Source organism: Paenibacillus sp. FSL H7-0323 (assembly GCF_038002725.1).
Taxonomy (GTDB): Bacteria; Bacillota; Bacilli; order Paenibacillales; family Paenibacillaceae; genus Paenibacillus_AQ; species Paenibacillus_AQ odorifer.
The window spans coordinates 5,349,995-5,376,280 of the sequence record NZ_JBBODB010000001.1 but is presented as its reverse complement, the minus strand read 5'-3'; the positions used below and the strand labels follow the sequence as shown (position 1 = coordinate 5,376,280).

General features: G+C 43.9%; 26 protein-coding genes and 1 riboswitch. Of the genes, 14 read left to right on the top strand and 12 right to left on the bottom strand.

What is annotated here, in order from left to right; genetic code table 11:
• Positions 1 to 229 precede the first annotated feature (229 nt).
• The 7 genes from MHH89_RS24230 to MHH89_RS24200 all read right to left on the bottom strand — a co-directional run bounded on the left by MHH89_RS24230 (position 230) and on the right by MHH89_RS24200 (position 5,764).
• On the bottom strand, positions 230 to 595 hold the full coding sequence (locus tag MHH89_RS24230) for an ArsR/SmtB family transcription factor (protein ID WP_036682656.1): 366 nt from the start codon (positions 593 to 595) through the stop codon (positions 230 to 232).
• A gap of 100 nt (positions 596 to 695) precedes the next feature.
• Positions 696 to 1,430 carry an ABC transporter permease gene (locus tag MHH89_RS24225; RefSeq protein WP_076124586.1) on the bottom strand — a complete coding sequence of 245 codons (735 nt, stop codon included), beginning with the start codon at positions 1,428 to 1,430 and terminating at the stop codon, positions 696 to 698.
• A gap of 1 nt (position 1,431) precedes the next feature.
• Complete coding sequence (locus MHH89_RS24220) at positions 1,432 to 2,148, bottom strand: ABC transporter permease (protein ID WP_076124588.1); 717 nt, start codon at positions 2,146 to 2,148, stop codon at positions 1,432 to 1,434.
• Positions 2,145 to 3,056 (bottom strand): ABC transporter ATP-binding protein, encoded by a 912-nt coding sequence (locus tag MHH89_RS24215; protein WP_076307938.1) that lies wholly within the window; start codon positions 3,054 to 3,056, stop codon positions 2,145 to 2,147. The genes MHH89_RS24220 and MHH89_RS24215 overlap by 4 nt, the downstream gene beginning before the upstream one ends.
• A 70-nt stretch (positions 3,057 to 3,126) precedes the next feature.
• The gene (locus MHH89_RS24210; RefSeq protein ID WP_076185223.1) at positions 3,127 to 4,554 is read right to left on the bottom strand and encodes a HAMP domain-containing sensor histidine kinase; all 1,428 of its coding nucleotides are present in this window, start codon (positions 4,552 to 4,554) and stop codon (positions 3,127 to 3,129) included.
• Positions 4,551 to 5,225 (bottom strand): response regulator transcription factor, encoded by a 675-nt coding sequence (locus tag MHH89_RS24205; protein ID WP_038568445.1) that lies wholly within the window; start codon positions 5,223 to 5,225, stop codon positions 4,551 to 4,553. Before MHH89_RS24205 ends, MHH89_RS24210 begins: the two co-directional genes overlap by 4 nt.
• A gap of 119 nt (positions 5,226 to 5,344) precedes the next feature.
• Positions 5,345 to 5,764 (bottom strand): pyridoxamine 5'-phosphate oxidase family protein, encoded by a 420-nt coding sequence (locus tag MHH89_RS24200; protein ID WP_038568443.1) that lies wholly within the window; start codon positions 5,762 to 5,764, stop codon positions 5,345 to 5,347.
• Positions 5,765 to 5,924: 160 nt separating this feature from the next.
• On the opposite strand from MHH89_RS24200, the gene MHH89_RS24195 reads away from it, so the two are divergent.
• The 7 genes from MHH89_RS24195 to MHH89_RS24165 all read left to right on the top strand — a co-directional run bounded on the left by MHH89_RS24195 (position 5,925) and on the right by MHH89_RS24165 (position 12,716).
• On the top strand, positions 5,925 to 7,145 hold the full coding sequence (locus MHH89_RS24195) for an MFS transporter (protein ID WP_076192749.1): 1,221 nt from the start codon (positions 5,925 to 5,927) through the stop codon (positions 7,143 to 7,145).
• Positions 7,146 to 7,217: 72 nt separating this feature from the next.
• Positions 7,218 to 8,669, top strand: a complete 1,452-nt coding sequence (locus MHH89_RS24190) for a hypothetical protein (protein ID WP_076124594.1) — start codon at positions 7,218 to 7,220, stop codon at positions 8,667 to 8,669.
• Positions 8,670 to 8,827: 158 nt separating this feature from the next.
• Positions 8,828 to 8,938: riboswitch (TPP riboswitch) on the top strand.
• A gap of 161 nt (positions 8,939 to 9,099) precedes the next feature.
• On the top strand, positions 9,100 to 10,149 hold the full coding sequence (locus MHH89_RS24185; RefSeq protein WP_076124596.1) for an ABC transporter substrate-binding protein: 1,050 nt from the start codon (positions 9,100 to 9,102) through the stop codon (positions 10,147 to 10,149).
• A 78-nt stretch (positions 10,150 to 10,227) separates the two neighbouring features.
• Complete coding sequence (locus MHH89_RS24180; protein ID WP_036682688.1) at positions 10,228 to 10,521, top strand: thiamine-binding protein; 294 nt, start codon at positions 10,228 to 10,230, stop codon at positions 10,519 to 10,521.
• Entirely contained in the window at positions 10,518 to 11,279 is a 762-nt protein-coding gene (locus MHH89_RS24175; RefSeq protein WP_036682669.1) for an ABC transporter permease, read from the top strand. Before MHH89_RS24180 ends, MHH89_RS24175 begins: the two co-directional genes overlap by 4 nt.
• Positions 11,280 to 11,313: 34 nt before the next feature.
• Positions 11,314 to 12,147: an ABC transporter ATP-binding protein gene (locus MHH89_RS24170; protein WP_076304360.1), complete on the top strand. Its 834-nt coding sequence runs from the start codon at positions 11,314 to 11,316 to the stop codon at positions 12,145 to 12,147.
• Positions 12,148 to 12,377: 230 nt separating this feature from the next.
• Positions 12,378 to 12,716: a hypothetical protein gene (locus tag MHH89_RS24165; protein ID WP_341088346.1), complete on the top strand. Its 339-nt coding sequence runs from the start codon at positions 12,378 to 12,380 to the stop codon at positions 12,714 to 12,716.
• A 556-nt stretch (positions 12,717 to 13,272) separates the two neighbouring features.
• On the opposite strand, the gene MHH89_RS24160 is transcribed toward MHH89_RS24165, so the two are convergent.
• Together MHH89_RS24160 and MHH89_RS24155 are read right to left on the bottom strand one after the other, a co-directional pair.
• Positions 13,273 to 14,022, bottom strand: coding sequence for a WecB/TagA/CpsF family glycosyltransferase (locus MHH89_RS24160; protein WP_312149627.1), 750 nt, complete (start codon positions 14,020 to 14,022; stop codon positions 13,273 to 13,275).
• Between the two features lie 213 nt (positions 14,023 to 14,235).
• The gene (locus MHH89_RS24155; protein WP_341088345.1) at positions 14,236 to 15,117 is read right to left on the bottom strand and encodes a nucleotidyltransferase domain-containing protein; all 882 of its coding nucleotides are present in this window, start codon (positions 15,115 to 15,117) and stop codon (positions 14,236 to 14,238) included.
• Positions 15,118 to 15,302: 185 nt separating this feature from the next.
• On the opposite strand from MHH89_RS24155, the gene MHH89_RS24150 reads away from it, so the two are divergent.
• On the top strand, positions 15,303 to 16,349 hold the full coding sequence (locus MHH89_RS24150; RefSeq protein ID WP_340011839.1) for a YncE family protein: 1,047 nt from the start codon (positions 15,303 to 15,305) through the stop codon (positions 16,347 to 16,349).
• Positions 16,350 to 16,395: 46 nt separating this feature from the next.
• On the opposite strand, the gene MHH89_RS24145 is transcribed toward MHH89_RS24150, so the two are convergent.
• Positions 16,396 to 17,919, bottom strand: a complete 1,524-nt coding sequence (locus tag MHH89_RS24145) for a DHA2 family efflux MFS transporter permease subunit (RefSeq protein ID WP_076124605.1) — start codon at positions 17,917 to 17,919, stop codon at positions 16,396 to 16,398.
• Between the two features lie 204 nt (positions 17,920 to 18,123).
• On the opposite strand from MHH89_RS24145, the gene MHH89_RS24140 reads away from it, so the two are divergent.
• From MHH89_RS24140 to MHH89_RS24120, 5 genes are all read left to right on the top strand, one after another.
• Positions 18,124 to 19,014 (top strand): TetR/AcrR family transcriptional regulator, encoded by an 891-nt coding sequence (locus tag MHH89_RS24140; RefSeq protein WP_248549116.1) that lies wholly within the window; start codon positions 18,124 to 18,126, stop codon positions 19,012 to 19,014.
• Between the two features lie 77 nt (positions 19,015 to 19,091).
• Positions 19,092 to 19,781: a response regulator transcription factor gene (locus MHH89_RS24135; RefSeq protein WP_076124606.1), complete on the top strand. Its 690-nt coding sequence runs from the start codon at positions 19,092 to 19,094 to the stop codon at positions 19,779 to 19,781.
• The gene (locus MHH89_RS24130) at positions 19,778 to 20,782 is read left to right on the top strand and encodes a sensor histidine kinase (protein WP_341088343.1); all 1,005 of its coding nucleotides are present in this window, start codon (positions 19,778 to 19,780) and stop codon (positions 20,780 to 20,782) included. Before MHH89_RS24135 ends, MHH89_RS24130 begins: the two co-directional genes overlap by 4 nt.
• Positions 20,783 to 20,888: 106 nt before the next feature.
• On the top strand, positions 20,889 to 21,650 hold the full coding sequence (locus MHH89_RS24125) for an ABC transporter ATP-binding protein (protein WP_038568421.1): 762 nt from the start codon (positions 20,889 to 20,891) through the stop codon (positions 21,648 to 21,650).
• On the top strand, positions 21,640 to 23,586 hold the full coding sequence (locus MHH89_RS24120) for an ABC transporter permease (protein WP_341088342.1): 1,947 nt from the start codon (positions 21,640 to 21,642) through the stop codon (positions 23,584 to 23,586). Before MHH89_RS24125 ends, MHH89_RS24120 begins: the two co-directional genes overlap by 11 nt.
• Positions 23,587 to 23,800: 214 nt before the next feature.
• Here the strand turns inward: MHH89_RS24120 and MHH89_RS24115 are convergent, their stop codons facing one another.
• Positions 23,801 to 24,472: an O-methyltransferase gene (locus tag MHH89_RS24115; RefSeq protein WP_340394864.1), complete on the bottom strand. Its 672-nt coding sequence runs from the start codon at positions 24,470 to 24,472 to the stop codon at positions 23,801 to 23,803.
• 339 nt (positions 24,473 to 24,811) lie between these two features.
• Here MHH89_RS24115 and MHH89_RS24110 point away from each other — a divergent pair, with 339 nt between their 5' ends.
• The gene (locus MHH89_RS24110; RefSeq protein WP_076185668.1) at positions 24,812 to 25,708 is read left to right on the top strand and encodes a LysR family transcriptional regulator; all 897 of its coding nucleotides are present in this window, start codon (positions 24,812 to 24,814) and stop codon (positions 25,706 to 25,708) included.
• Positions 25,709 to 25,774: 66 nt separating this feature from the next.
• Here the strand turns inward: MHH89_RS24110 and MHH89_RS24105 are convergent, their stop codons facing one another.
• A complete protein-coding gene (locus MHH89_RS24105; protein WP_076101239.1) occupies positions 25,775 to 26,257 on the bottom strand; it encodes an NUDIX hydrolase in 483 nt (160 codons plus the stop codon).
• Between the last annotated feature and the right edge of the window lie 29 nt (positions 26,258 to 26,286).

Genomic DNA, 26,286 nt, shown 5'->3' with positions numbered 1-26,286 from the left:
TATCGGACCCCATAGGCGCTATTGGCATGAAAAAGAGCAAAATAAGACCTCTTTCTAAAGAATAACTGCACTGAGGTCCGCAACTCTGCTCAAAAAGCGATTATTGTGCAAATAACGTCAGCTGGGTCCGTAAGCCGTAGTGGATGGTTGGGACTCGTCGGCATAATAAAAAGAGGGACTCCCAAAAGCCATTCAATGGCTGCTGGAGTCCCTCTTTTTTTGCAACTAGCTATTCGTGTCGGACATGCTCGTGGGTCTGCAAAAAGATCTGCTCCACATGCGCATCGTTCAGCGAATAGAATACCGTTTTCCCCTCTTTACGCCGCTTCACGATCCGTAGATTCCGTAAATAACGGAGCTGATGGGATATCGCAGATTGGCCCATATCAAGGATCACGGACAAATCATGTACACATAATTCTTGCTGTGACAAAGCGTAAATGAGCCGCACTCGTGTTGGATCACCCAACGCTTTGAACATTTCTGCCATTTTATCAGTAATCCCACGGTCTGGCAGGATCAATGCAATGGATTCCGGTTCAAGCTCTGAACCCTTGCATGTATTGTCGCAGTCCTCTAATGCCGTTGGCTCCATGCTCTCGCCCTCCTCCATCTTAGCTAATTATATTCTTTAATTATAAGAAAAACAGCACGGGATGTCCATTGAGGAGGAGTTTATAGCCTCTGATTGTGAATTAGACTGCTTTACGATAAAAGGAGATTAGTCCTGCGGCAAAAAAGACAATCAAGCTTCCTCCCACTATCATCATCAGTGTCTCTAAAGGCAGATTAAAGGCACCAAATCCGTCATCACCATAATGACTCATGGCCAACAACGGCTGTACCCAAGGATAATAGGGGCCGTAGGTTGAAGAATTAGCGATCAGTATATTGGGAATGGTCAGACTCACATTCAGCGCCAGCGGTGCGCCAAAACTGCTCCAGCTTTGCGAGATCGCCAGCTGCAATGCGGCGAGAGGTAGACAGGCTACAAAGCCGCCAAATACTGATTTTAGCAGTTGCGCCCAAGGGATTGGATCTGGAGCCCCTTGGAACAAGCCCATTCCCAGCACCATAACGAGGAACGTTATTTGCACAGCTGCCAGCAATCCGATGATCATCACATATTTTGAGAGATACACCGACAACCGGGTTACAGGCAGAGACAACAATAGCTTCCAACCACCGTCATGATGCTCATAACGACAGATCAGGGCCGCAAAAATGCCTGAAAGCACAGGCAGAAACAGCAAAGCATGCATCATTGACATCACACTTAACAGCAGCTCCCAAGACATCTTCTCACCTTGATTATCCGATAACAATCCGGGAACCAGTGATAAAACCGGACTTCCTATGACTAAAAGCCAAACATATGATTTAGACATTTTTAATCGCTCTGAGGACAATACTCTCCAAAATGACATCATCTTAATCCACATCCTTTCGAGCGAAATGCACTGCACCCGGCAAAAACACCAGCATTCCCAGCAGCAGACCCGCACCGCTGAACAAAAGGCGATTAGAAGAGTCCCACGCCAAATATGGCCATGTTAAAGGCACCCACTCCGAAAGGAACATGGAGAAAAATGACGTCAAAGATAATGTGATCCCCAGGGCAACTGGCAGTGTCTGATTACGATTAGCCAGGGAAAGCCACAGCTGTAGCGCGATGACCGGCAGAGCCGCAATATAGGACATAAAGCCAATCCGCACTACATCCACATAAGGAATAAGATCCGCTTTGAAGCCCAAAATAAGCCCTAAAACAACTATCCCCACTGAGAGCAACAAGCAGGAAACTGCCACTAGCAGCAGACAGAGCATTAACTTAGCCATAAACACTGAGGTACGAGAGATAGGCAGTGCCAAGAGCTGCTTCCATGAACTCATCTGATGTTCGACATTTGCAATCAACGAGCATACTAAAGTGCCTCCCAGAAAAAGAGCTGTGGGCACAAACCCGGACACATTATCCAGAAGTCCTCCCCATAAATCCGCGCTATACTGCTGACGCAGATAGTCATAACGAAGGCCAAAGTTAAGGCCCTGCATGGCTACTAGACCAATCGGTCCTAGAAACACTAGAAACCAAATTCCTTTGCCGCGGATTTTAAGCCAATCCGCTGACAACGCCCGCCACATCATGATTCCCCGCCTCCCACAACCTGTAGGAAGAAGTCCTCAAGCGATTGTCTCCGCTCCTCTACACGATAGACAGCGTGCCCATTCTCTACCAAAGCCTTGACTAGCAGCGCTACTCTTGCATCGTTCATTCTTGAAAAAATCAGTTTTTGCTCTTGTAGTGTCCCTTCATACCCCCGGCCTCCAGCGAGACGTAACGCAGACTCTGGTTCCGAAACCGCAAGGCGTATCTCGCCAGCAGCCTGTTGTTGCAGATTAGCTATTGTATCTTGGTATACCATTTGCCCTTGGCGAATAATACCCACGGTATCTGCCATTTGTTCAATTTCACTAAGCAGGTGACTGGATACTACAACCGTAATTCCTTGTTCCTGTGGCAAACGTTTGATAAGCCCACGAATTTCCTGAATCCCTGACGGGTCGAGTCCGTTCGTTGGCTCGTCCAGAATAAGCAGCTCTGGATTCCCTAGCAAGGCAGCTGCGATACCGAGTCTCTGCTTCATCCCGAGGGAGAACCCTTTGACCGGACGTCTCTCTTCCCCGGTTAGAGAAACAATATCTAGCACTTCAGCGATTCGTGACTTCGGAACATCCAGAATGCGGCGGATCGCTTCGAGATTGTCCACAGCACTCAGATGCCCATAATACGAGGGGGATTCGACAAGCGACCCTACCTTCCGTAAAATTTGCATCTTATTCTTCCGAAGATCCTGGCCGAACACTTCAATTTTTCCAGATGTCGGTGTAATTAGGCCAAGCAGCATACGGATTGTTGTAGTTTTCCCAGCTCCGTTAGGACCCAGAAAACCATAAATCTCTCCCTTACGGATATTTAAATTCAAATTTTCTACCGCAGCCCGGCCACGATATTTTTTCAATAAATCCTTAGTTTTAATCACTGTTTCTTCCATGTTCTTCACCTCGGTATACAGCATAACGTCCCAAGGTTAAGAACAAGGAAGTGCCAAGTTTAAGTTTTGTTTAAATTTCACGACGCGGATCAAAGATTACAATAGAAGTGCCTTTGCCTGTGCTCTCCACAACCCATTCCAGCTCCATATGCTTCATCAAAAGATCGACGATAGACAATCCCAAACCTGCCCCCTTGTAATCGGATGGACTCTGAATGCCTCGACCATGATCCGCAATAATTATGGCACGTTGTTCATTACGTTGCTCCGTTGAGATCCCGACATAATGCCCGCTGCTGGCATGTCGTACAATGTTTTGATACAAATTATCGAGAATACGGCGGAACCAGACCTCATCCACCCTCCAGAATAGCGGTTCGGCTTCCAGGTTAATATCAATATCGAAGCCCTCTTTTTCCCATACGGGGTACCAAGCAGCCGCACTTTCCCGTAACAAGCGTAAAACATCTTTACGTTCCAGCTTTAAGGTTACCCGTCCACTATTGAGCAGATTGTAAGATAAAAGATTCTCGATCAGGACGCTAAGATCCGCAATACGCTCATCCATAAGCTGTAAGGACTGCTTACCTTTTGAGGTCAGATCCTCTTTGGTCATAACATGGATATGGCTGCGAATGACGGTTAGGGGTGTGCGTAAATCGTGAGATAAATTCGAGACTAGACGCTTACGCAACTCTTCCTCTTCTATTTCCCTGCGTCGGCTTTCATCCAGTTTAGTTACCATCGTATTAAAAGCTTCCTCCAATCGACCGATCTCGTCCAGTTTTCCTGTCACTATAGACTTAGGCATTCTATCCGGGCCTGTGATCGTCATCGCGGTTTGCAGTTGCAGCAGCCGTTTGCGAATTTTTCTAAAGAACATCCATGAAACCAGAGCGAACCCTCCAAAAAGGGTAAATAACACAAAGTTATACCAAGCCCAAGCCCCTAATCCCCCATAAGCCCCTTTGTTCAGCAGCTTGCTTGGAATTTGCATCACCATAAATCCCTTGTCTGCCTCCACTTTGTCCCCCACGAAAGCAACGATGGCTAATGGATCACGATTCGTACTTTCTTTCATAAATGAAATAGCCTCAGCCGCAGTCCACTGATCAGGAACTTCAGGGTAAATCTTATCCTTATCCCCTTCTTCAGGCGTGAGAATCAACTGGGTTTTTCCCTGCCCGTCTACCCAAAACATAGTAGCCTCGGTGTATTTTCGACTCAATTCAATCAGCCGCTGATTTATGGCTTCCGAAGAAGCATTTTCTAAGTGAAGTGCCTCTTTATGCCACATAGTCTCCAGCGGTGCAATATTCGAATACAGGGATGTATCTACAGGCGGGGCACCTTTGGTCACTTCGTTAAGAATATTGTAGCCAACAAAAGACAACGGAAGGACCACAGGGATAAATAGCAGTGCAGATACGATAATTAGCAAATACCCTGATAACAAGGAGGAATTACGTTTCTTGCGAATGCGCTCTAATCCTCTCATGCTCTTACCCGGTAGCCGATCCCACGGACAGTTTCGATAATTTCCGGATTACCCGGATCAAGCTCCAGCTTTTCGCGCAAATAACGAATATGTACCATCAGAGTTTTATCCCCTTCGATATAAGCCTCACCCCACACGGCCTCGTAGATCTGCTCCTTCGTCATAATTTGGTTAAGATGACGCAGCAAATAGGAAAAAATCTGAAATTGCTTACCTGTAAGCATGATTTCTTCCTGAGTCTGAGCATTCATTACGCGGTTATCCCCTTCATATACGACTAGATGTTTAAGTGTGAGCGAATCCTGAACCGATGCCCCATTCCTTCGGAGCAGCACCTCAATTCGAGCGGCCAATTCATCCGGATGAAAAGGCTTGGTCAAATAATCATCTGCGAACTCCAAACCTTGCAGCTTATCATCAATAGAGGTCCGGGCGGAAAGCATCAAAATGGGCAGCTTAGGGTAAGAACGTTTCAAACGTTGCCCGATCGTAAACCCGTCCAGACCTGGTAGCATAACATCGAGAATAGCCAGTTGGCAGGCGCCGGCTTCTTCCATTGCTCCTTCGCCGCTCCGTAACCAGCGGACACTATATCCTCTTTCGCTTAAATCAGCAGACACTACACTGCCAATTTCACGATCATCTTCAATATATAACAGAGTAACGCTCATGTAGCTTTAGCTCCTCCCCGATATGAATACCTAAAAAGTTGAAGTCATTATAACACATCAAACAGCCCTCCTACCCCATATGGGATAGGAGGGCTGTTTGATCAATTCAAAGCTATAGCTTACGGCTGCCATACTCCATGCTCTTTATTGCTGCCTACATACTCAATACGTGTTGGAGTAAGCTCCAAAATTACATAATTAGGATCATCAGGTCCTGTAAACCATGGCTCCAGCTCTTTATTCCATACCTTGGAGCGCAAGCCTTCATCCTTAGAGACGGTAGCAGTTGCTTCAATCTCCAGCACATCTTTGCTTCCGCCTGCCTCATAGCCAAGCAGTACAAAAGCATTCGGATTATCGGATAACTCCTCCACTTTATGAGTTTTGCGATTTGTAGCCAAATAAATTCTCAAACCCTCATGGAAAATGGCCATATAACGTACTTTCGGCTTATTTCCTTCTTCGATCGTACCAAAGGAACCGAACTTGTTGTCATCCAATGCCTTAATAATGAGTTGCTCCAGTTGTTTGTTATCCATTACGTAAATCTCTCCCTTCAAGCATGTAAACAAAAGTTTATATATCCAAGCTCACCGTTTGGATTTATCATAACAATGGTGCTTATTATAATGTACCCTTCAGGTTCACATTGAATCCGACCTTACCTCATAAACTACTTCAAGATAAGGAGCTTACTTCGTGAAAAAACTGATTTGGATCGGCTGTCTTTCCTACTTCGTTATCGGTCTGGCACATGTTGTGCTGGGATCTATTCTGCCCGTTCTACTGCAACATTATGATCAAAATTATAGTGCTGGCGGTGAATTAATCTTTAGTCAATTCGCTGGTTTTTTAGCAGGTGTGTTGGTCTCTCCCCTGCTTAATCGCCGCTTCGGAAAACGTGGAGGCATCCTCATTGCCACCAGTCTTCTACTAGTTGCAGAAATTGCCTACGCCTTTCTACCGCCTTGGGGCTGGATGTATGTTATCGCTGTTGCCGCAGGTTTTGGTTTCGGGATGATCGAAGCGGTTATCGGCACCATTATTATTGGTGCTGTAACCGAAGGAACTGCTATTGCAATGAGCCGGCTTGAAGTGCTATTCGGGATAGGCGCACTCGTGATGCCGCTTATCGCCAGTCCGCTCATTGCTGCCGGAGCGTGGAGATTGGCCTTTCTAATCGTCGCTGCCTTCTCCTTAATTTCTCTTATCCTCTGGACAAGAGGGCATTTCGGTAATCTACAACGAATGCTGGATGAACGCGCCTCTGTCCAAGGAGCAGACAATTCGCAATCCTCAAGCTCACGTTCTAACAAAAAATTTCCGTATAAAGGTAAGCAATGGATTCTGTTAGGGATCTTCATCGTTTTCTTTTTTCTTTATGTAGGCACAGAGATGAGTTTAGTCAACTTTATGCCGGCTATCTTTATTGCCAAGCTAGGGATGACGGAGTCTGCCGCAGCACTGACAGTCACTTTCTTTTGGCTGGCGATGTCTACAGGAAGATTGTTTGCGGGTGTAATTGCCGAAAAAATATCTTACCGCGTGTACATTCTCAGCAGCTGTTTACTTACCTTGTTACTGCTGACACTCTTTCCGTTCACTGACAATCGAATGGCTGCTTTCATTGTAATTCTGCTGCTGGGGCTGTTTATGTCCGGTATTTTCTCCATTGCTTTAGTCTTCTCCAGCAAAATGCTGCCTGGCACCGAAGAGTCAACACCCAGCATTATGATTGCTTCCGGAGGTGTTGGCGGTGCTTTGCTACCTCTGTTTATGGGCTGGTCTATGGACCATTTAGAAGTGGCACAAACAGCCGGATTACTTGCCGCTTTTGCCGCCTTCTTGTTTCTGCTAAGCATTGCCGCATGGAGGTTCCAGTCCATGCAAGCGGTGAAAGGAAAGAGTTCCCGTATTTAGAACAGTATCAACGTTATCCTTTTAGGGTAATGTGATCTATAAGCATATTCTGAGCACAAGGATGGACGATGAATGAATGAGTCTTCAACTGAGCCTTTGTTACATACTGCGCTCATGCAGTTTATATTTCCCTTTTCTATAAAAAAGGGTGATTCTAAGCAGCTTATCCAGCAATTACAGAACGACGGCTTCACACGTTTTTTTCTGGATAATAAAGAGCTTGAAGCTGCCTATTACGGAGATGGCTACTGTGTTTCCCATGAACGAATGGAGCGCACCTATTTACCGTTTGCTGCACATGTCCTTTTTCCACGCAGGAAGGATGCCGACTCGTTTCGCCGTTTTTCCAGAGTAAATAATCTCGACTGCATTCTGGAGATTCCGCAGCAATCTATATTTTTCAAAATTCTCTCGACGGATATATTCATATGCCCTTTTCAGCTTGGATTCGTGACGATACGTGTCCAGCTGGAGGGGGATTCAATTCCCTTTAGTATTGCCCTAGAATTCGCAGATCGTTTCCGTGCGCTAGAGAATACCTTCATACAGGATGATTACACTTATATTCATTGCGGGGAACAGACCTATGAGATGGTAGAGGATTTTGTCTTCCGAAATTTGGTGGATGGACTGGAGCCATATCTGGATCAATCGGATATCAATGGGGCTTATTTCGAGACCCTTCCTTTTTTCGTAGATGAAAGAATGCAGGTGCAAGCTTTTTATGGCTTTCAGAATGAAGAAAGCTCTGATGAGATTAGTGTAAATCTGCGCTATCGTGCCTCACAGCTTGATGGAATTGATCTGAACGGAAAGCCCTATGCCAGTGCCAGCGATCCAGCATATATTGCGAACTATTGTCATGAACACTCCTATAATCGCTGGGGTCCAGACACGTATTATATGATGAATGAGCAGACCTTTTGCTGCATGACCCGCGCTGAACAGGAGATTGCTGTTAGTCTAGCCAACCAGATGTACGGGCAATATTATTACGGATTTTTACTCAATATTTTCCACAAAATCGTTCTGCTAAAGCTAGCCAATATGCACTCCCGACTTCGGATTAATCATGATTATGAGGAAATAGACAATCTAATCTACTCCATTAATAAGTTCTCGGCAAAGTTCTACTTCTTGGAGTTGATTTCCCAGTCGCAGGGCCGGGAGATATTTCTTCAGCTGCGTAAAGTATACGGAAACGATGCTTTGTTCGAGGAAGTGAAAGAAACCTTAAATGACCTGTTTCAGTATCAGGATAAGTTTCAATCCAAGCGACGGGATAATCTGCTGATGATTCTTACTGTATTTACGGTAGTAAGCGGGATTTACGGCATGAATCAGGTCATTGACGATCTGGATGGAAAGATTCAATGGAGTAAAATGATTGGTTATTCTCCCTTTGAATTTCTTGCCCTCTTCGTGATCATGAGCGGGATTCTGATCAGCGTTGTCCTCACGCTAGGGGCGCTGGTTAGTGAGCTTAAACGGCGTCACCGCAAGAAATATAAAGATCTAGACTAGCAAAAAAGAAACTACTGGATTGGAAAAATTCAGGAGTGCACTACTAGACATTCCGAGTACAGCCGTCTATAATACACCGTATGCGAGAAATATAAGATATAAAGTATGGGTACAAAACTTATGCTTACTTATATTGCACATAGAAATACCCGTTAACTTCATAGAACCAGGGGTGCTGGAATTGGCCGGCTGAGATTGTATCCCACAAGATACTGACCCTTATACCTGATCTGGATAATGCCAGCGTAGGAATCGCCAATTGGTTCTGGTCCCTGTGACCTTAACTAACCTTGCGCCAAGCCAGCGTCCCGATCACTCGGGGCGCTTTTTTTGTAAGATCACTAAAAGATGTAGAAAAACGTACATACTACAACTTACGGTTCATGTTGTGAAGACGGGATTCTTGTAACCTTAAAGGAGAGAAGAAGACATGCACCTTAAAAAAGCACTTACGTTGTGCCTCACCTGTGTACTCATTCTTGCCATTGCCGGATGCGGCAGCAACAATGGGAATACAGCCGGAAACAAAGCAAATGCTACTGATCCAACTGCTGCGGCTGGGACGGATGCTCCAAAAGAGCTCACCAAAGTTAAAGTCGCACTCGACTGGACACCGAACACAAATCATACCGGTCTATACGTAGCTAAGGATCTTGGTTACTACGCTGAAGAAGGTCTGGACGTCGAGATCGTTCAGCCAGGCGCAGCGGGTTCTGATACTATGGTTACTTCTGGCGAAGCCGCATTTGGCATCAGCGCCCAAGAAGGATTAACGCTAGCCCGTCTACAAGGCGTGCCCCTTGTCTCGATAGCAGCTATTATTCAGCATAATACGTCGGGATTCGCTGCTCCAGTAGATCGCAATATTAAATCACCAAAGGATTTTGAAGGTAAAACCTACGGAGGCTGGGGCTCACCGGCCGAAGAAGCAGCCATGAAAGCTATCATGGATCCTGAAGGTGGCGATGTGAAAAAGGTGAAGCTGATCAGTATCGGTGAAGCTGATTATTTTACCGCCGTCAAACGTGACATTGATTTCGCCTGGATTTTCTACGCTTGGACTGGTGTTGAGGCTGAGTTGCGTGGCGAGCCATTGGATATGCTGTACTTAAAGGATTATGCGCCGCAGCTCGATTATTACACGCCTGTGCTGACGACGAGTGAGAAGCAAATTGCAGATCATCCTGATCTGGTGAAGGCCTTCATGAAAGCCACATCAAAAGGTTATCAATATGCCATAGATCATCCGGAAGAGGCTGCCGGTATGTTATCGAAGGCCGTTCCTGACCTGGACGCCGACCTTGTCCTAGCTAGCCAAAAATGGCTTAGCCCAAAATACAAGGACGATGCTGCCCGCTGGGGCGAGCAAAAAACCGAGGTCTGGCAAAATTACGGCGACTGGATGTATGATCTGAAGTTGCTGGATAAACCGCTGGATGCTGCTAGTGCATTCAGTAATGATTTTTTACCGGCGGAGTAAACAACAATTGTAATGAATTACTTCGTTATCAAAGTTGGCTTTTTGAACTTACCTTATAAAATGAGAGGATTGATTATTGTGGCTAACACCCTACTAAGCATTCAAGTAATTCCAAAAACTCCGAACAACGAGGATTCCATCCCATACGTAGATAAAGCGATTGAGGTCATTCAGAAATCCGGTGTTAAACATCAAGTGAATCCGCTGGAAACCACAATGGAAGGTGAGCTTAGCGAGCTGCTGGAGGTTGTGCGTCAGATGCAGGAGGCGTTGATCGAAGCAGGCAGTCCAAGCGTAATTTCGCAGATCAAAATCGCTCATAATCCTAACGGAATCAGCATGGATAAATTGACGGAGAAATATCGGCCGTGAGATCGACCTGGAAGCTAATATGGCCGCCCCTTGTGGCGGTCGTCTTCTTTTTAACCGTATGGCAGCTATCTGTATCTGTATTTCATATTGAATCCTGGATTCTGCCGAGTCCTGCTGATATTGCTCGTGAATCCACCAGTAACGCTTCTGGTCTTTGGGCTCATACGATGGCTACGCTGCGGCTCACTTTAATTGGTTTTCCCATTGGTACGGGGGTAGGCCTGATCGTTGCTTTGCTTTTGCATCTTTTGCCTTGGGCTAGACGGGCTTTTTATCCACTTATTATTCTGAGTCAAAATGTTCCCTCCATCGCGCTCGGACCCCTGCTCATTATCTGGTTCGGCTTTGGTCTTTTGCCCAAAATCGTGCTGATTACACTAGTATGTTTCTTCCCGGTAGCTGTCGCTGCGATGGGCGGTCTGGCCCAAAGTGATCAGGTCATGATGAATTATATGAAAATGGCTGGCGCAAGCAAGTGGCAAATTTTCACCAAGCTGGAGCTGCCCTCTTCTATCCCGGCACTATTTTCCGGCGTAAAAATATCTGCTACTTATGCGGTTATGGGCGCCGTGGTCGCTGAATGGATTGGCGCGGATAAAGGTATTGGCTATTATATGCTTCTGCAGAAATCCGCATATCGTACGGATCGGATGTTTGTTGCTATTGTTATTATTGTACTTTTAAGTCTTGTACTCTTTGCTATTATTGCATTGCTGGAAAAATGGCTGGTTCGCTGGAAGCCGCGCCGTAACTCATAGAAAGGAAGATGCCTGTATGTCTCAAGCGACGCAAATGCAACACAGAACAACAGAAGTCATAAGCTCTCCTGAAGCTCATACCGTGGCACCCGCCCTTGAAGTGAGCGGCATCTCCAAATCTTTTTCCCATCGTCGCCGTGAGACGAACGTTCTGAATAATGTCTCTCTCAAGGTAGAGCAACAAGAGTTCGTTTCGATCGTTGGTCCTTCCGGCTGCGGAAAAAGCACCTTATTCCATATGATTGGCGGCCTTGTGAAACCCGATGCAGGCACGATCCTCATGAACGGTAAGGCCGTTACAGGTCAACGCGGTGAAATTAGTTATATGCCGCAGCAGCCTGCGCTTTTTCCTTGGCGTACGATTGAGGATAATGTGCTGCTTGCTGGGGAGATCAAGGGCGCACTGCGGGATGGAGCCCGCGAGGAAGCGCGCCAGTGGCTAGCCAAGGTTGGGTTAAGCGGGTTCGAACATGCTTATCCGCATATGCTGTCTGGCGGGATGCAGCAGCGTGCAGCTTTTCTCAGAGCATTGCTCGCTCCTCAGGAGCTAATGTTGCTGGATGAACCTTTCAGCGCACTGGATGCACTAACTCGCAGTGAAATGCAGCGCTGGCTGCTTGAGCTGTGGGAAGAGAATCGCCGCTCTGTGCTGTTCATTACTCACAACATCGAAGAAGCGTTGCTGCTCTCTAATCGTATCTATGTATTTTCCGGCCGCCCCGGCTCCATTCTGCATACAGTCGATGTGCCGTTTCCGCGGCCACGCCGTGATGAGATTACGGACTCTCCCGAGTTCCTTAAGCTCAAACGCCAGTTGTCACAGTGGATGCGAGAGGAACAAGCTAAAAATAGGCAGCCGCTAGCTTAATCGCTAAGCTCTGTAAACTGATATCGCTGGTATAGCGGTGTCAGTTTTTTTATTTTGCAGCGATAAACTCCTACCCTATTTTCAATTAACGCGGATGTATCTGCTCAATTAAACAAATTTCACTCATCATAGTAGGGATCACATTAAATGTGTGGCGAAAACCGACTCCCTGTTGGTAATGGATAGTAACCGGGCGGGCTGGGGACATTTACGGGATTTATACCGTTGATTTGCTGCTTCAGGCCGGATTCGGCTCAGTCTACGGGATTTATACCGTTGATTTGCTTCGTCGGGCCGGACTCGGCTCAGTCTACGGGATTTATACCGTTGATTTGCTGCTTCAGGCCGGATTTGGCTCATTCTGCGGGATTTATACCGTTGATTCACTTCGTCGGGCCGGATTTGGCTCATTCTGCGGGATTTATACCGCTGATTTGCTGCTTCGGGCCGGACTCGGCTCAGTCTACGGGATTTATACCGTTAATTCACTTCGTCGGGCCGGATTTGGCTCATTCTGCGGGATTTATACCGTTGATTTGCTTCGTCGGGCTGTATTGCACCCGATCTAGGGCATTTTTGCCCTTGTTTTGCCACTTCGGGCTGAAATGCAACGATTCAAGGGCATTTTTGCCTTTCTTTTGCCTCTTCGGGCTGTATTGCACCGATTCTAGGGCATTTTTGCCTTTCTTTTGCCCCTTAGGGCTGTATTGCGCCCGATCTAGGGCATTTTTGCCTTTCTTTTGCCTCTTCGGGCGGAATTCCAGTGACTCAGGGGCATTTTTGCCCTTATTGTTCCTCTTTAGCTTTTAGTTTGAATTAAATACGAGACTATGGCATCAACCAGAATCGGTGTTGTTTATTATTATTAATTTGTTTAAAGGTCACAGCTATAGTCGCACTTACATTCTACTCACTACTCTTACACATACTCCCACTACTCACTTTTACTCCTACTCCTTCCTCAATTCCACTACTGACTACTCACTCTTGCTCATACTCCTCACCTTACTCCCACTAATCTCTCTTACTCTTCCCCCTACTCCTTACTTCCTACTCTCACATCTGCCCCCTCCTCCTCTCCCACCAACCGAACCTAAAAAAGGCCCCATAAACGAGGCCTTTTCTTCATTTCCTAATCATAGCTCGGAACACGAATTTGGGCAGTACTGCCTGTCTGCGCCATCGCGACTTTTGTCCCTTCGCAACGGGAGCGAACAAAAGTCGATGCAACCACTCCAGATTGAGTTTTTTCCATAGCGCTGGTGCAGGAGTAACTTTTCCCGCTATTACATCCAAGCTGCCCCCCACGCCAAAAACAACTTTTACCTGCGCAAGCTCCTGTTTGTGCTTATATACCCATTTGTCAGAGTATGGCGCACCCATCGCAACGATCAGGAAATCTGGCTGTGCGCGCTGTATTTCTGCTACAATGGCAGGCTCCTCTTCCTTGGTAAGAAAACCATTATGTCTTCCTGCAATCTTCACATTCGGATATAACTCCGTGATCTTTTCGACCGCTCTACAGCTGGTAAGCTCATCTGTTCCCAAGAAATAAAAACTCCATCCCAAGCTATTTCCTTGCTCCAAAAGCTCAAGAAGCAGCTCATATCCAGTTACCCTCTCAGCAATAGGATCGCCTTTTCTTTTTGATGCCATCACAATGCCAATCCCGTCAGGAGTGATTAAATCCGCTTCTTGAAGTATGGTTCGTAGCAGCTCGTCCGATTGACTTGTTATCGTAATTTCCGGGTTAGCCGTGATCAAATGGAAAAGTTTCGATTCCCCAGATTGAATATGTTTTGTTAGATGAAGTGTTGTCTCATGTAGTGTTAGTTTTGAAAAGGGAACTCCTAATATTGAAACTGTCCCGTCCATATAATCACCTCTCACTAAAATTCCACTTCAATATACCTTACCATAATCAAGAGGAGGAAGGGGAGTCATTTAAGTTACTTAATCACCACAGCTACTACGCTACCCAAACACTTCAGCCATTCCACCGCTTCAACCATTTCAGCCCACTACAGCCATCCCCAGCAACCCCGCCACCACAGCTACTCTACTCACCCAAACACCCTATAGCTCCACTCACTCCTCCATAAACTTCCACCACTCTACTAACCAAGGTTCATCGATCCCCCGCATGCGGAATTCCTCTACAAGTATCTTCCGGAATCGTTTTTCCATTTTGACAAAGTTATTATCCTCTTGGTACATAGGAGCAAAGGATTCATCATCTCTAATAAAACTCCAAAAATCGCCCGCACACTCCAAAATCTTTCGGCCGACAGCCGTTTGTTTGGCTACAGGTACCAGCCATTTGTCATAGGGGTAGGGGTAACCTTCAATAGTAATGGCACAGCGTAATGCTTCTTTATAAAGAGAAACCGCTAAAAATAAAATAGGAAAGGCGTCGCCACGCACTACAGGATTATCTAAGCTTTTGGCATAACTTCGTAACTGTATGTATGAATTCTTACGAAATCTCATTAGGACTCCAGGTTGGAGGGGCACATAGGCATCAAAAAGTGACTTTACATCCAATCGGTCATAGTAGATATAAGAAATAGAAGCATTCCACAGCCATTCCATATTTCCGCTCATTATCGCCGCTTTGATTTCTGATATTTTATGCAGTGTGTAATGTCCGGTCTTGCCGCTGGGAAGTCGTAAATCCATAAAAAAACTACTTTGCTCCGGGATCAGCCCCGCTTGCTCGAACCGATGATTAATGCTGCTATAATACTCGTCCTGACAAATAATGATTACATCCACATCCGACTGCTCATCCACCACACCAAGTGCGGTCGATCCATCAAGGAGAATACTTACCCGCTGACTCTCCTCTTTCATTAACGGATGATTTAGAATTTCTTGTGTGATATACTGCCCAATTTCCTCTAATAATTCGCTATGAACCTGCATCTTATCAGGTGTTAATAAAATATCCGACAACACTGATTTCACCATTTCAACCCCAACCTCCAATCAATCTCAATTTCTCAAAAAATAAAACGCTTACACCTAACCTAATATTTGGATAATGGAGTACCATTCTACACTCCTAATATATATCTTGCAAGGATAAATGAAGTACCCTTTTGCCTAAGCCTAAATATAATGAAGTATCTATTTACTTGGAAAGGGGTAAAAGCATGGCGCAGCCAAAAGTGATTGCTACAGTCCGCTCTGCCGGACCGATCGGAGATATAAAAGTAAATGTCGTCACGAATCGAGTATACTTTGTAAACCCAGACACCGAGGCTGGAACTATCGGGGTATTGGAGGGCAGAACTAATCGCATTATCGCTCGGATCCCTGTAGGAAGACTGCCGTCTCAGCTCGGAATCAACCCCCAAACCAACCGGATTTATGTACCTAACTTCCGTGACGAAAACGTATCTGTCATAAACGGGCGGACAAACCAGGTAATCAAAACTGTCAAAGTAGGCCGATTCCCAGACAATATCGGAGTAAATGTTCGAACCAATCTGATTTATGTAACTAGCGCATTCGGAACCCTATTCGTCATAGACGGGAAAACAAATCAGGTCCGTAAAAAGATTGAACTCGGTGGACGCCCCTCCAGAATTGTTATCAATGAGCTTACCAACCGTGTCTATGTGACCAATACAGTAAATGATAGCGTCACCGTCATTAACGGAACTACACAGGCGATCATTGCGACAATAAAAGTCGGAAGTAACCCCGTGATAGCGCCAGCACTTAATAAAATTACCAATCGTATTTATGTCGCTAATAACTTGAGCCGGTTTCTTTCTGTGATCAATGGCCGAACCAATAAATTGTTGCGTAATGTACAGCTGGGACGTTTGCAAAGTGAGGTCGTTATAAATCCGCTGACGAATCGTATTTATGTCTCAAGTGCACAAGTGGAGGGTAAGGGCAGGCTGTTTGTCATAGATGGGCGCAACAACAAAATTATAACCACAAAGGTGTTGCCTACCTCCTCCAACACGATTATCAACCCGAATACAAATCATTTATTTGTTGGTAATTTTGATAAGAATCATATGTCCGTTTATAACGCCACCACGTTTAAACGGCTCGCAAGATTCTCCTCCGTATCAGGCAGCACTGTGCTAAACCCGCTCACAAATAGAATTTATGTAGGTGGAAACGACTCCATAACGGTCATTCAAGATGGACCAAGACTCACTCAGAGTTCTATTTTTAATTAAGACAAAAAGACGCCCACCATAGGTGAGCGTCTTTCTACATATCAAATTACATCGATCTAGCGGATGAAACTTGTTTAACAGCCACTTTTTCCTCGACTGTTTCTGTATCCTTAGGCTGTATCCCTCTTTTTATGAAGAAAGCTAGGATAAAGGCAATAATGGCAACGCCTACTGACACTAAGAACGCATCATTAATTCCTTCGATCGTTGCTTTTGCGATGACTTGGTTTTGAATGCCAAGCAATTGCTCTGCAGAAGGCTTAGCCGTTAATTTACTCACAGCTTCAGCTACCATATCTTTGACATGTGATGTGGTACTGTTAGACATAATCGTTACAAGCAGCGCCCCGCCAATCGCCCCGGAGACTTGCTGAATCGTACTGTTCATGGCTGTACCATGTGGTGTATATTTAGCCGGGATGGAGTTCAGACCATTGGTCATCACAGGCATCATAACCATTGAAATCCCGAACATTCTCACAGAATACAAAATCATAAGTGTCGAATATTTCGTTGTCTCAGTTAGATCACTAAAGAAATACGTACTGATCACTACGATAGCCAGACCGATTAACGCCAAGACTTTGCCGCCGAATTTATCGAACAATTTACCTGTGATTGGAGACATAACCCCCATAATCAACGCACCAGGCAACATTAGGAGTCCCGAATCCAGAGGTGAAATACCTCTAATATTTTGCAGGTAAATCGGCATTAACATCATGGCTGAGAACATCGCCATATTCAGTGTAATCGAAATCGCTGAGGATAAAGCGAACATCGGATATTTGTACACTCTGAAGTTAAGCATAGGCTCCTTCATCTTCATCTGGCGCATAATGAATATCACTAAACCAATAACCCCGATAATAAGGGTGGAGTAGACCATTGGATCATCCCATCCTTTATTCCCAGCGGAACTGAAGCCGTATAGAAGACCCCCGAACCCAATCGCTGATAGAACTACGGATAGAATATCAATTTTAATAGCCACATCTTTTTTAGGATCATGCAGTTTGAAGAAGGCAAGAATGAACACCAATACGGCGATCGGTGCAATCATAAAGAACAGCACAGGCCATTCATAATGCTGAATAATCCATCCTGAGAGTGTAGGACCAATGGCTGGTGCAAAAATCATAACCAAACCAAACATCCCCATGGCCGAGCCACGTTTTTCAGGTGGAAATGTGGTGAACAATACATTCATTAATAATGGCATCATAATCGCGGCCCCTGAGGCTTGGACCATTCTCGCAATCAATAATACAGGGAAACTTGGAGCAAAGCCTCCAATGAAGGTCCCTATTGCAAATAATCCAATGGCGATTAGGAATAATCGTCTGGCTGTATACTTTTGAATTAAAAAGGCCGTTGAAGGAATCATGATCCCGTTCACTAACATATAACCCGTCGATAACCACTGTACCGTTGAGGCACTGACATCAAAATCCTTCATAATCGATGGTAAAGCTATATTGAGCAAGGTATTACTCAGTAAAGCAACAAATGCACCAATCATAAGGATTGCCAAAATCCCATAGGACGCTTTACTTTCTTTCGTTTTCATTTTGGAATCCTCCATTCTATAATCATACCGTCGGTTCAATTTTGAACTTATGTTACAATGTAGAATATATTACTCTTATATTTACTGCTTGGCAAGTCAGAATTCATTTAAAAACTAAATTGTATTAAGTGGAAATATAAGCTAGTCTATTCTACGTGAAGTGTTTTTTTGCACAAAAGAGTCCAGCTTAAAGGGGCACCTAAGATGATAAATAAACGGAAAGAGCAAGTGATTCAAAAAGCACATGAATTATTTATTGAAAAAGGCTACCACGCCACATCCATACAGGACATTCTGAATCACAGCCGGATCTCCAAAGGATCTTTTTATAATTATTTTCCTTCCAAGGGGGATCTCTTTAAAGCTGTATTCACCTCTATTCATGACCAGCTGGAAGAAGGCAGAAATGGCCTGCTCATTGGCCAGGACCCCTCTGACATTGATATATTCGCTAAACAAGTTCAACTGGTTATGAAAATCAATAAAAAAAATAAATTGTTGCAGCTGGTTGAAGATGCCCTGGTCTCCAATGATCCGGATTTAATTACGTTCATCAAAAAAACTAAATTCACCTTATTAACCTGGGTGCATGAACGTTTCCTGCATATATTTTCTGAAGATAAAAAACCCTATCTACTGGATGGAGCCATCATTTTCACAGGCATCTTGCAACATATGCTGCAAATTAACAGTGCCATGAATGAAGTCATTACCTCTCAACAAATCATTAATTATTGCACTACTCTTATCCAGACGATTGTTGAGGACTTAAGTGAAAAAGGAATGCAGCTTATCTCCCCCGATCATGTAGGGAAACTATTGCCTGTTGCTGAATACACTGATTTTTTTAATAATGATTTATCGTTTGCGACCGTAAGCTTAAAAAAAATCATTGATAAATCATTCGCCGCCGATGATCCCAGCCTGTCCAATGCACTGAAGCTGTTATATTTTATCCAAGAAGAGATCATGAACAATAAGGAACCAAGAGAGTTCTTAATCGAAAGCGCCCTGCTCTCCTTGAAAATGTGCCCTCAGTTTAATGAAACGAAGGAATTTGCACATTATCAGACAGTGTTATCTGCAATGCTCTAAGCACAATCAAAGTATGGCTTCAATCATTTAAGCGTATTCTAAACGCAAGGCACGAAACTAAAAGTGTGGTGACCGATTTGTTCAAGCTTTTATTAATCGAAGATGATACAACGCTGTTTAATGAGATCAAAGAACGGCTTACGCAGTGGTCTTATGATGTATATGGCATTCAAGATTTCAACAATGTTACGCAGGAATTCACGGAAATCAAACCTGATTTAGTGATAATTGATATCCAATTACCCAAATTCGATGGATTTCATTGGTGCAGAATGATTCGCTCTCACTCTAATCTGCCGATTATCTTCTTATCCTCTCGGGATCATCCGACAGATATGGTGATGTCCATGCAGCTGGGAGCCGATGATTATATCCAAAAGCCCTTCCATTTCGATGTACTCATTGCCAAGGTGCAAGCCATTCTCCGGCGGGTGTACAATTACAATACGGATAACATTGAACTCAAAACGTGGTGCGGAGCTACCGTCGATTATGAGCGGAATTCAGTGACCAACGACACGGGAACGATTGAGCTTACCAAAAATGAGATTTTCATATTGAAATTGCTCATTGAGAAAAAGAATAAAATTGTCACCCGCGAGGAATTAATTAATAGCTTATGGGACGATAAGCGCTTTATTAGCGATAACACCCTTACCGTCAACGTAAATCGGCTGCGCAAAAAGCTCGACGAGCTTGAATTAGGGGCATTTATTGAGACGAAGGTTGGACAAGGCTACGTAGCCATTGAAGAGGATTCTCTATGATTAAAAAGTACCTGCTCGAAAGACTCGGTTGGATTTTGCTTTTTCTTTTTGTACATCTATTTATGCTCTTTATCACCTTTATGGACCCGACCATCCCCCTGTCTTCAGTGCTCTATCTGGTCTCTTTATCGATGATTTTTTTCGTAATTTTTCTAGTCATTCGCTATCCTAAGGAAACCAGATTTTATAAAAGCTTAAATGAGCGCGACGATGATCTCGATCTGACAAGCATCGCTCTTGCCGAAAGTCCTTTTGAGAAAATCATCGAAGAGAGCATCACCAACCAAGTGAAATTGTTAAAGCGGACTGCTTCAGACAATTTAATGAATTTGGAGCAAGAGAAGGATGAGCTGTTATCCTGGATTCATGAAGTAAAGACTCCACTGACCGCAATGCATCTAATGATTGAGCGTATAGAAGATGATGTTATGAAGGGGCACTTGACCTATGAGTGGCTGCGTATTCATCTGCTCCTGGATCAGCAGCTCCATCAAAGACGGATACCATTTATTGAAAACGACCTGTACATGGAGCAAATCGATATAGAAACGCTTATTTTTAGTGAGATTAAGACATTACAATCTTGGTGTATTCAGAAGGGAATCGGCTTTGAGTTGAACTTAGAAGCTGCTGAAGTGCTTAGTGATGCTAAATGGCTGGCTTTTATCCTCAGACAACTTCTAACCAACGCCGTAAAATATAGTGAGGCTTCTGATATTACAGTGAATAGCTACCAGCAAGCTGAACATATCGTTCTTGAGGTGAAGGATTGCGGGCGCGGGATAGATCCGAAGGACCTGCCGCGCATCTTCGACAGAGGGTTTACTTCCACTACTGTACATCGCGACAATGCCGCCACAGGCATGGGCTTATATTTAGCTCAGAAAGCAGCTCAATCCTTACTCATCATCATCGGGGTTCAATCCAAGCTCGGAGCGGGATCAACATTTACGCTAACCTTCCCACTCAAAAATGAATTCGTTAGAATCTCAAGCATGTGACAACAATGTCACATGCTTTTATATTTTGTTCGGGCAATCGCAGGATAAGAACAATAAACTTTTTTATAATAAAGCTATACAAGAAGAAACGAAGGAGTGAATCATTATGGCAATTCTAGAAGCTACTAAAATTCATAAAAGCTATGGCAATAAATTAAACAAACAATCCGTGTTAAGCGGACTCGATATTCGTATAGAAGAAGGCGAATTCGTTGGCATCATGGGGCCTTCCGGTTCAGGTAAAACCACCCTACTCAACGTACTCTCGTCGATCGACAAAATCAGTAACGGATCTATTACCATCGAGGGCAATGAAATCTCCAATATGAAAGAGAAGCAGCTCGCTGAATTTCGCAAGAATCATTTAGGTTTTATTTTTCAAGAATATAATCTCTTGGACACGCTGACGGTAAAGGAGAACATCCTGCTGCCACTATCCATTACCAATACACCCAAGAAAGCCGCCAATCAGAAATTCGAAAGTCTCGCAAAGGAATTGGGGATTTTGGAATTAAAAAATAAGTACCCCAATGAAATCTCTGGCGGTCAAAAACAACGTACCTCAGCAGCTCGTGCCTTCATTCATGATCCAAGTATTATTTTTGCAGATGAGCCTACCGGGGCGCTGGATTCTAAATCCGCTTCTGATTTATTAAATAAGCTAAGTGAACTCAATCAAAAACGAAAAGCAACTATCGTTATGGTTACACATGATCCAGTGGCTGCCAGTTATTGCAGTAGAGTTATTTTTATAAAAGATGGAAAAATCTATACGCAACTAAATAAAGGAGAACAATCAAGACAAGTTTTCTTCAACGACATTATAAAAACACAGGGTGTATTAGGCGGTGTGCAGAATGAGCATTAATGTATTAATGATTCGAAATCTGCGAAAAAACATCCGAAATTACTACCTATACGTATTTGCGCTAGTTTTTAGTGTGGCCTTATATTTCGCCTTTGTCACCTTGCAATATGATCCCTCGATGGATGAGCTGGAAAGCTCTATCAAAGGGGGCGCAGCCATCACGGCTGCCTCGGTTTTACTAGTCGTAATTGTCTCTATTTTCCTGTTGTATGCTAATACGATCTTTATCAAACGACGCGGCAAAGAAATTGGCTTATTTCAGTTAATTGGAATGACCAAAAATAAAATTTTCCGCATTCTTTCGGCAGAGAACTTTATCCTATATTTCGGTTCCTTGATCCTGGGGATATTAGTAGGCTTTTCTATCTCAAAATTGATCCTCATGATCTTATTTAAAATAATGGGGGTCGATGCTATAGCCTCCCTTCATTTCTCTATCGAAGCTTTGATTCAGACATTGATCGTATTCTGTGTGATTTATCTTTTGATCATGCTGATGAATTATGGATTTATTAAAAGACAAAGTATCTTATCCTTGTTCCGGGTGACCTCAACAACAGAAGGTACAGTGAAAAAGTTATCCTTCTTTGAAATGATCATAGGGATTGTCGGAATTGGCCTAATCCTACTGGGCTATGTGCTCTCCTCTAAATTACTTACCGACGACGTAACCTCAATGAATCAATTGGCTATATCCATGATTACTATTTTGGGATCCGTCATTATTGGGACCTATCTATTTTATAAAGGCTCGGTAAGTTTTATTTTTCATATCATTCGTAAGCGGAAAAACGGCTATCTGAACATTAGAGAGGTTCTATCTCTTTCCTCCATTATGTTTCGCATGAAATCCAATGCCGTATTATTGACCATCATCACAACGGTATCGGCACTAGCCCTGGGTTTATTATCCCTTAGCTACATTTCCTTTTACTCTGCTGAGAAAACTTCCAAGCAATATGTCCCAACGGATTTTGTATTCACGAATGCCCAAGAGGCTGAACAATTTACAAAGATCCTAACGGCAAATGATTTAGTATTTACAGAAAGAAGGACCCAAGTCCTTCAGGTCGATGTAGATGTTGAAGAGATTCTTGTTAAAAAACCGGACGGAGACAATATGTTTTCAAATATTATGACCCTGGCGGTCATAAGTGAAAATGCACTTGAAGACGTTGATCTAACTCCAGATAAAGCTTATTTTACGAAATCAAGCAGTGCACTGGATAATTTTGTTACTATGAAAGATAAAGGTGCGATTGAACTCAAAGGGTTACATGAGGTTTTTCCAAAGGATTATAAAAGATTAGATATCGAAAGTCCCATTTCAGGGTATTACACAGGAGGTGGCTTACCGGTTGCGGTTGTAGACGAATCGATCTTTAAGCGCTTAAAGAAGGATTTAGATCCTGCCCTTCAAAGAGGATCCTCCCTTAATATCGGGATTGATATGAAAGTCCGGGCCAGCGTTGAACAGGCAAATGAACTTTTTAAGACCTTGAAATTTGATGAGAAAAACAAACAAGACTCTCAATTAGAGTCGATAAAAGGTCAAAAACAAAATATGGGACTCATTATGTTTATCGTTGCTTTTCTGGGGTTAACCTTCTTGATTACCTCCGGATGTATTCTATACTTTAAACAAATGGATGAAAGTGAAAATGAAAAACCTAACTACACCATTCTGAGAAAGCTAGGGTTCACGCAAGGTGATCTGCTCAGAGGTATACAGATGAAACAATTGTTCAACTTCGGTATTCCATTAGTCATAGGTCTGCTTCACAGCTACTTCGCCGTTAAATCCGGCTGGTTCTTATTCGGCACAGAGCTTTGGACACCGATGATTCTGGTGATGCTGTTATACACTGCTTTGTATTCGATCTTTGCAATATTGTCCGTCTTCTATTACAAAAAGGTAATTAAAGAGGCGCTTTAAAATAACAAAGGTGTTCCAAAAGCCATCATGGCTTAGGGACACCTTTGTTTGATTTGATATCATTTACAGGTAGGAGGCACCGGCATCTATCGGACACAGATGAACCTCTTTCTAAGTAATAGCGTCACTGGAGTCCGAAACCCTGCTCTATAGGCTAAAAATTCGCAAATAACGCCAACGGGGTCCGTAACGCTCAGAGGATCTGTCGAATCCCTCAGCTATTCACAATCCCCAATACAAATCCATCATAACCTTTGCTTCCCACCGTCTGAATGGCAGTAGCCGAAATTCTAGGCTCTTCAGCCAACAGATCATAGAATTCCCGTACGCCTACTACACGAGCGTCTTCGCTATTCTCATTAATGACCTCCCCTTCACGAATCACATTATCTCCAAGGATCACCGTTCCGGGCTGGGAGAATTGCAGCGCCCACTTTAAATAGTTAGGATTATTCGGTTTATCGGCATCTATAAAAATAAAGTCGAAGGGTTCAACGCCCTCTTGTTTCATCTGAGACAGTTGCTCTAATGCATCCCCTACACGAAGCTCTACCAGATGATCCACCTCGGCAAGCGAAAGATTAGCTTTAGCTACCTGCGCATGAATAGGATCCAGCTCCAAGGTAACTATCTGTCCGTCAGACGGCAGGGCTCTTGCCATCCAAATCGTACTGTACCCGCCCAAGGTGCCAATCTCCAAAATCCGGCGTGCACCTTTCATTTGCACCAGTAGATTGAGGAATTTCCCCTGACTAGGCGAAACATCAAAGGGCGGCAACCCTGCCTGTTGATTGGTGACCAACACTTCTTCCAACACAGCGTCCTGTGGAATCAGGCGCTCTGTAATATACTGATCGGCTTTATCCCAAGTAGTCGTTTGATTCATATTTATCACTTCTCCTTTAGTATTGATTTTGGTTTAGATGAACTTATAAATTCCACATTTAGGGATCGTTCGTAACTACGAGGAGTGTTTGGACTTCCGGTCGCTGTTGTCTCCAGATTTCTTCAATTTAAACACTGTTCATGGTTGAAATCCGGAGACAAAGGCGATCGCTACGCTCCTAAAGTTCCAAACCTCCTCTCCATTATTCCTTTCCCTAATCTCATCTTTCCAAGTTCATCTTTATATCTGTATTGTAAATCAGTTATAATCATAAATATAATATATCTTTATATTTAATTTATATATTTAATATATGAATCGAAGAATGGGAGTTTAACCATGAACCTACATGCCTTACGCTTATTCCATGTAATCGCATCGGCAGGCAGTGTGACACGCGCTTCAGAAATTTTAAATATAAGTCAGCCTGCCATCACTGCGCAGATTAAGAAGTTCGAAAAGGAACTGTCCTTTGCCCTATTTAAACCTCAAGGCAGAGGAATTGCTTTAACGGATGCAGGGGAAGAGCTTACTCTACTCGCCAAGCGACTATTCGCCGTAGAACAACAAATTGAGCAATTCGCTCAAGATTATGTTAACGGCAGTAACGGAAGTATCCGTCTAGCCGCAACGTATTTGCCTGCTCACTTTCTCATTCCTACCTGGATTGCAAAGTTTAAGCAGCAATATGAACAAGTGGAGATGATGATCACCACTACCAACTCAAGTGATGCCCTCAAGCAGCTGTTAAATGTAGATGTGGATATAGCTATTTATGGAGGAATCGCCGAGGCTTATCCAGATACAATCCAGACAGAGGAGTTATTTCAGGACGAGTTATGGTTTGTAGTCGCACCCGATCATCGTTATGCCAATCAGCAAGTTTCTCTATCCGAAATGATGAAGGAACCCTTCGTTATGCGTGAAGAAGGGAGTTCAACGCGGGAGCGATTATTATCTTTATGCCGCACATACAACACACCCGCTCCTATCATCTCTTTGCAATTTAATGGACTACATGAAGCCATCAAAGCCGTTATCGCCGGATATGGTGCAAACTTCGTTTCTTCATTAGTCGTACGCAAATATGTAGAGCGTGGAGAATTGTGCCGAGTATATGTAGAAGGCGTCCATCTGAAAAATACCATTGCGATCTGTACACGTAAAAATGAGCCCTTATCAGCAGCCGCAGTGAATTTAATTGAGATGATTCGACACAATCCTTATACGATATAGCGGAATGATTGCTCATTCCCAACAAAAGAGGCCTTCCCTTTCGGGAAAGCCTCTAAGCTTCTTTTTTTACACCGTCCGATCCAATTTAACTTCAAACGCACCTCCAGTTACATAATCCATGTACCTAGTATTTCCGTCGAAATCCAAATAAGCTTGATAGCGGGTACGAATAGCCGCTGCAGAAATCAGATCCAGCACCTTCTCCTTGGCTACCCACATCACTTCAGATGTTTCCTCCGAAGTACTTAATTCTCCACCCACGGGCTTGCAGATAAAGTCTAACATGACCTTGGTAGGAACATCCGTCTCACCGTCATACCATTTATGCATACCTGTATTCGAATACACGCCAATCAATTGAGAAACAACAACATCTATTCCACTTTCCTCTTTAATCTCGCGAATTAGTGCATCCATTAGGTTTTCTCCAACTTCCACTTGTCCTCCAGGAAATACCCACCCACCATGATGTGTTTTTACTAAAAGAATATCTCCCTCTTCATTTATTGCAATTCCACCCACCGCTACAATATGTGTTGGCCAAGCCATAGATAGCACCTCTTTTTTTAGAAGAGTCT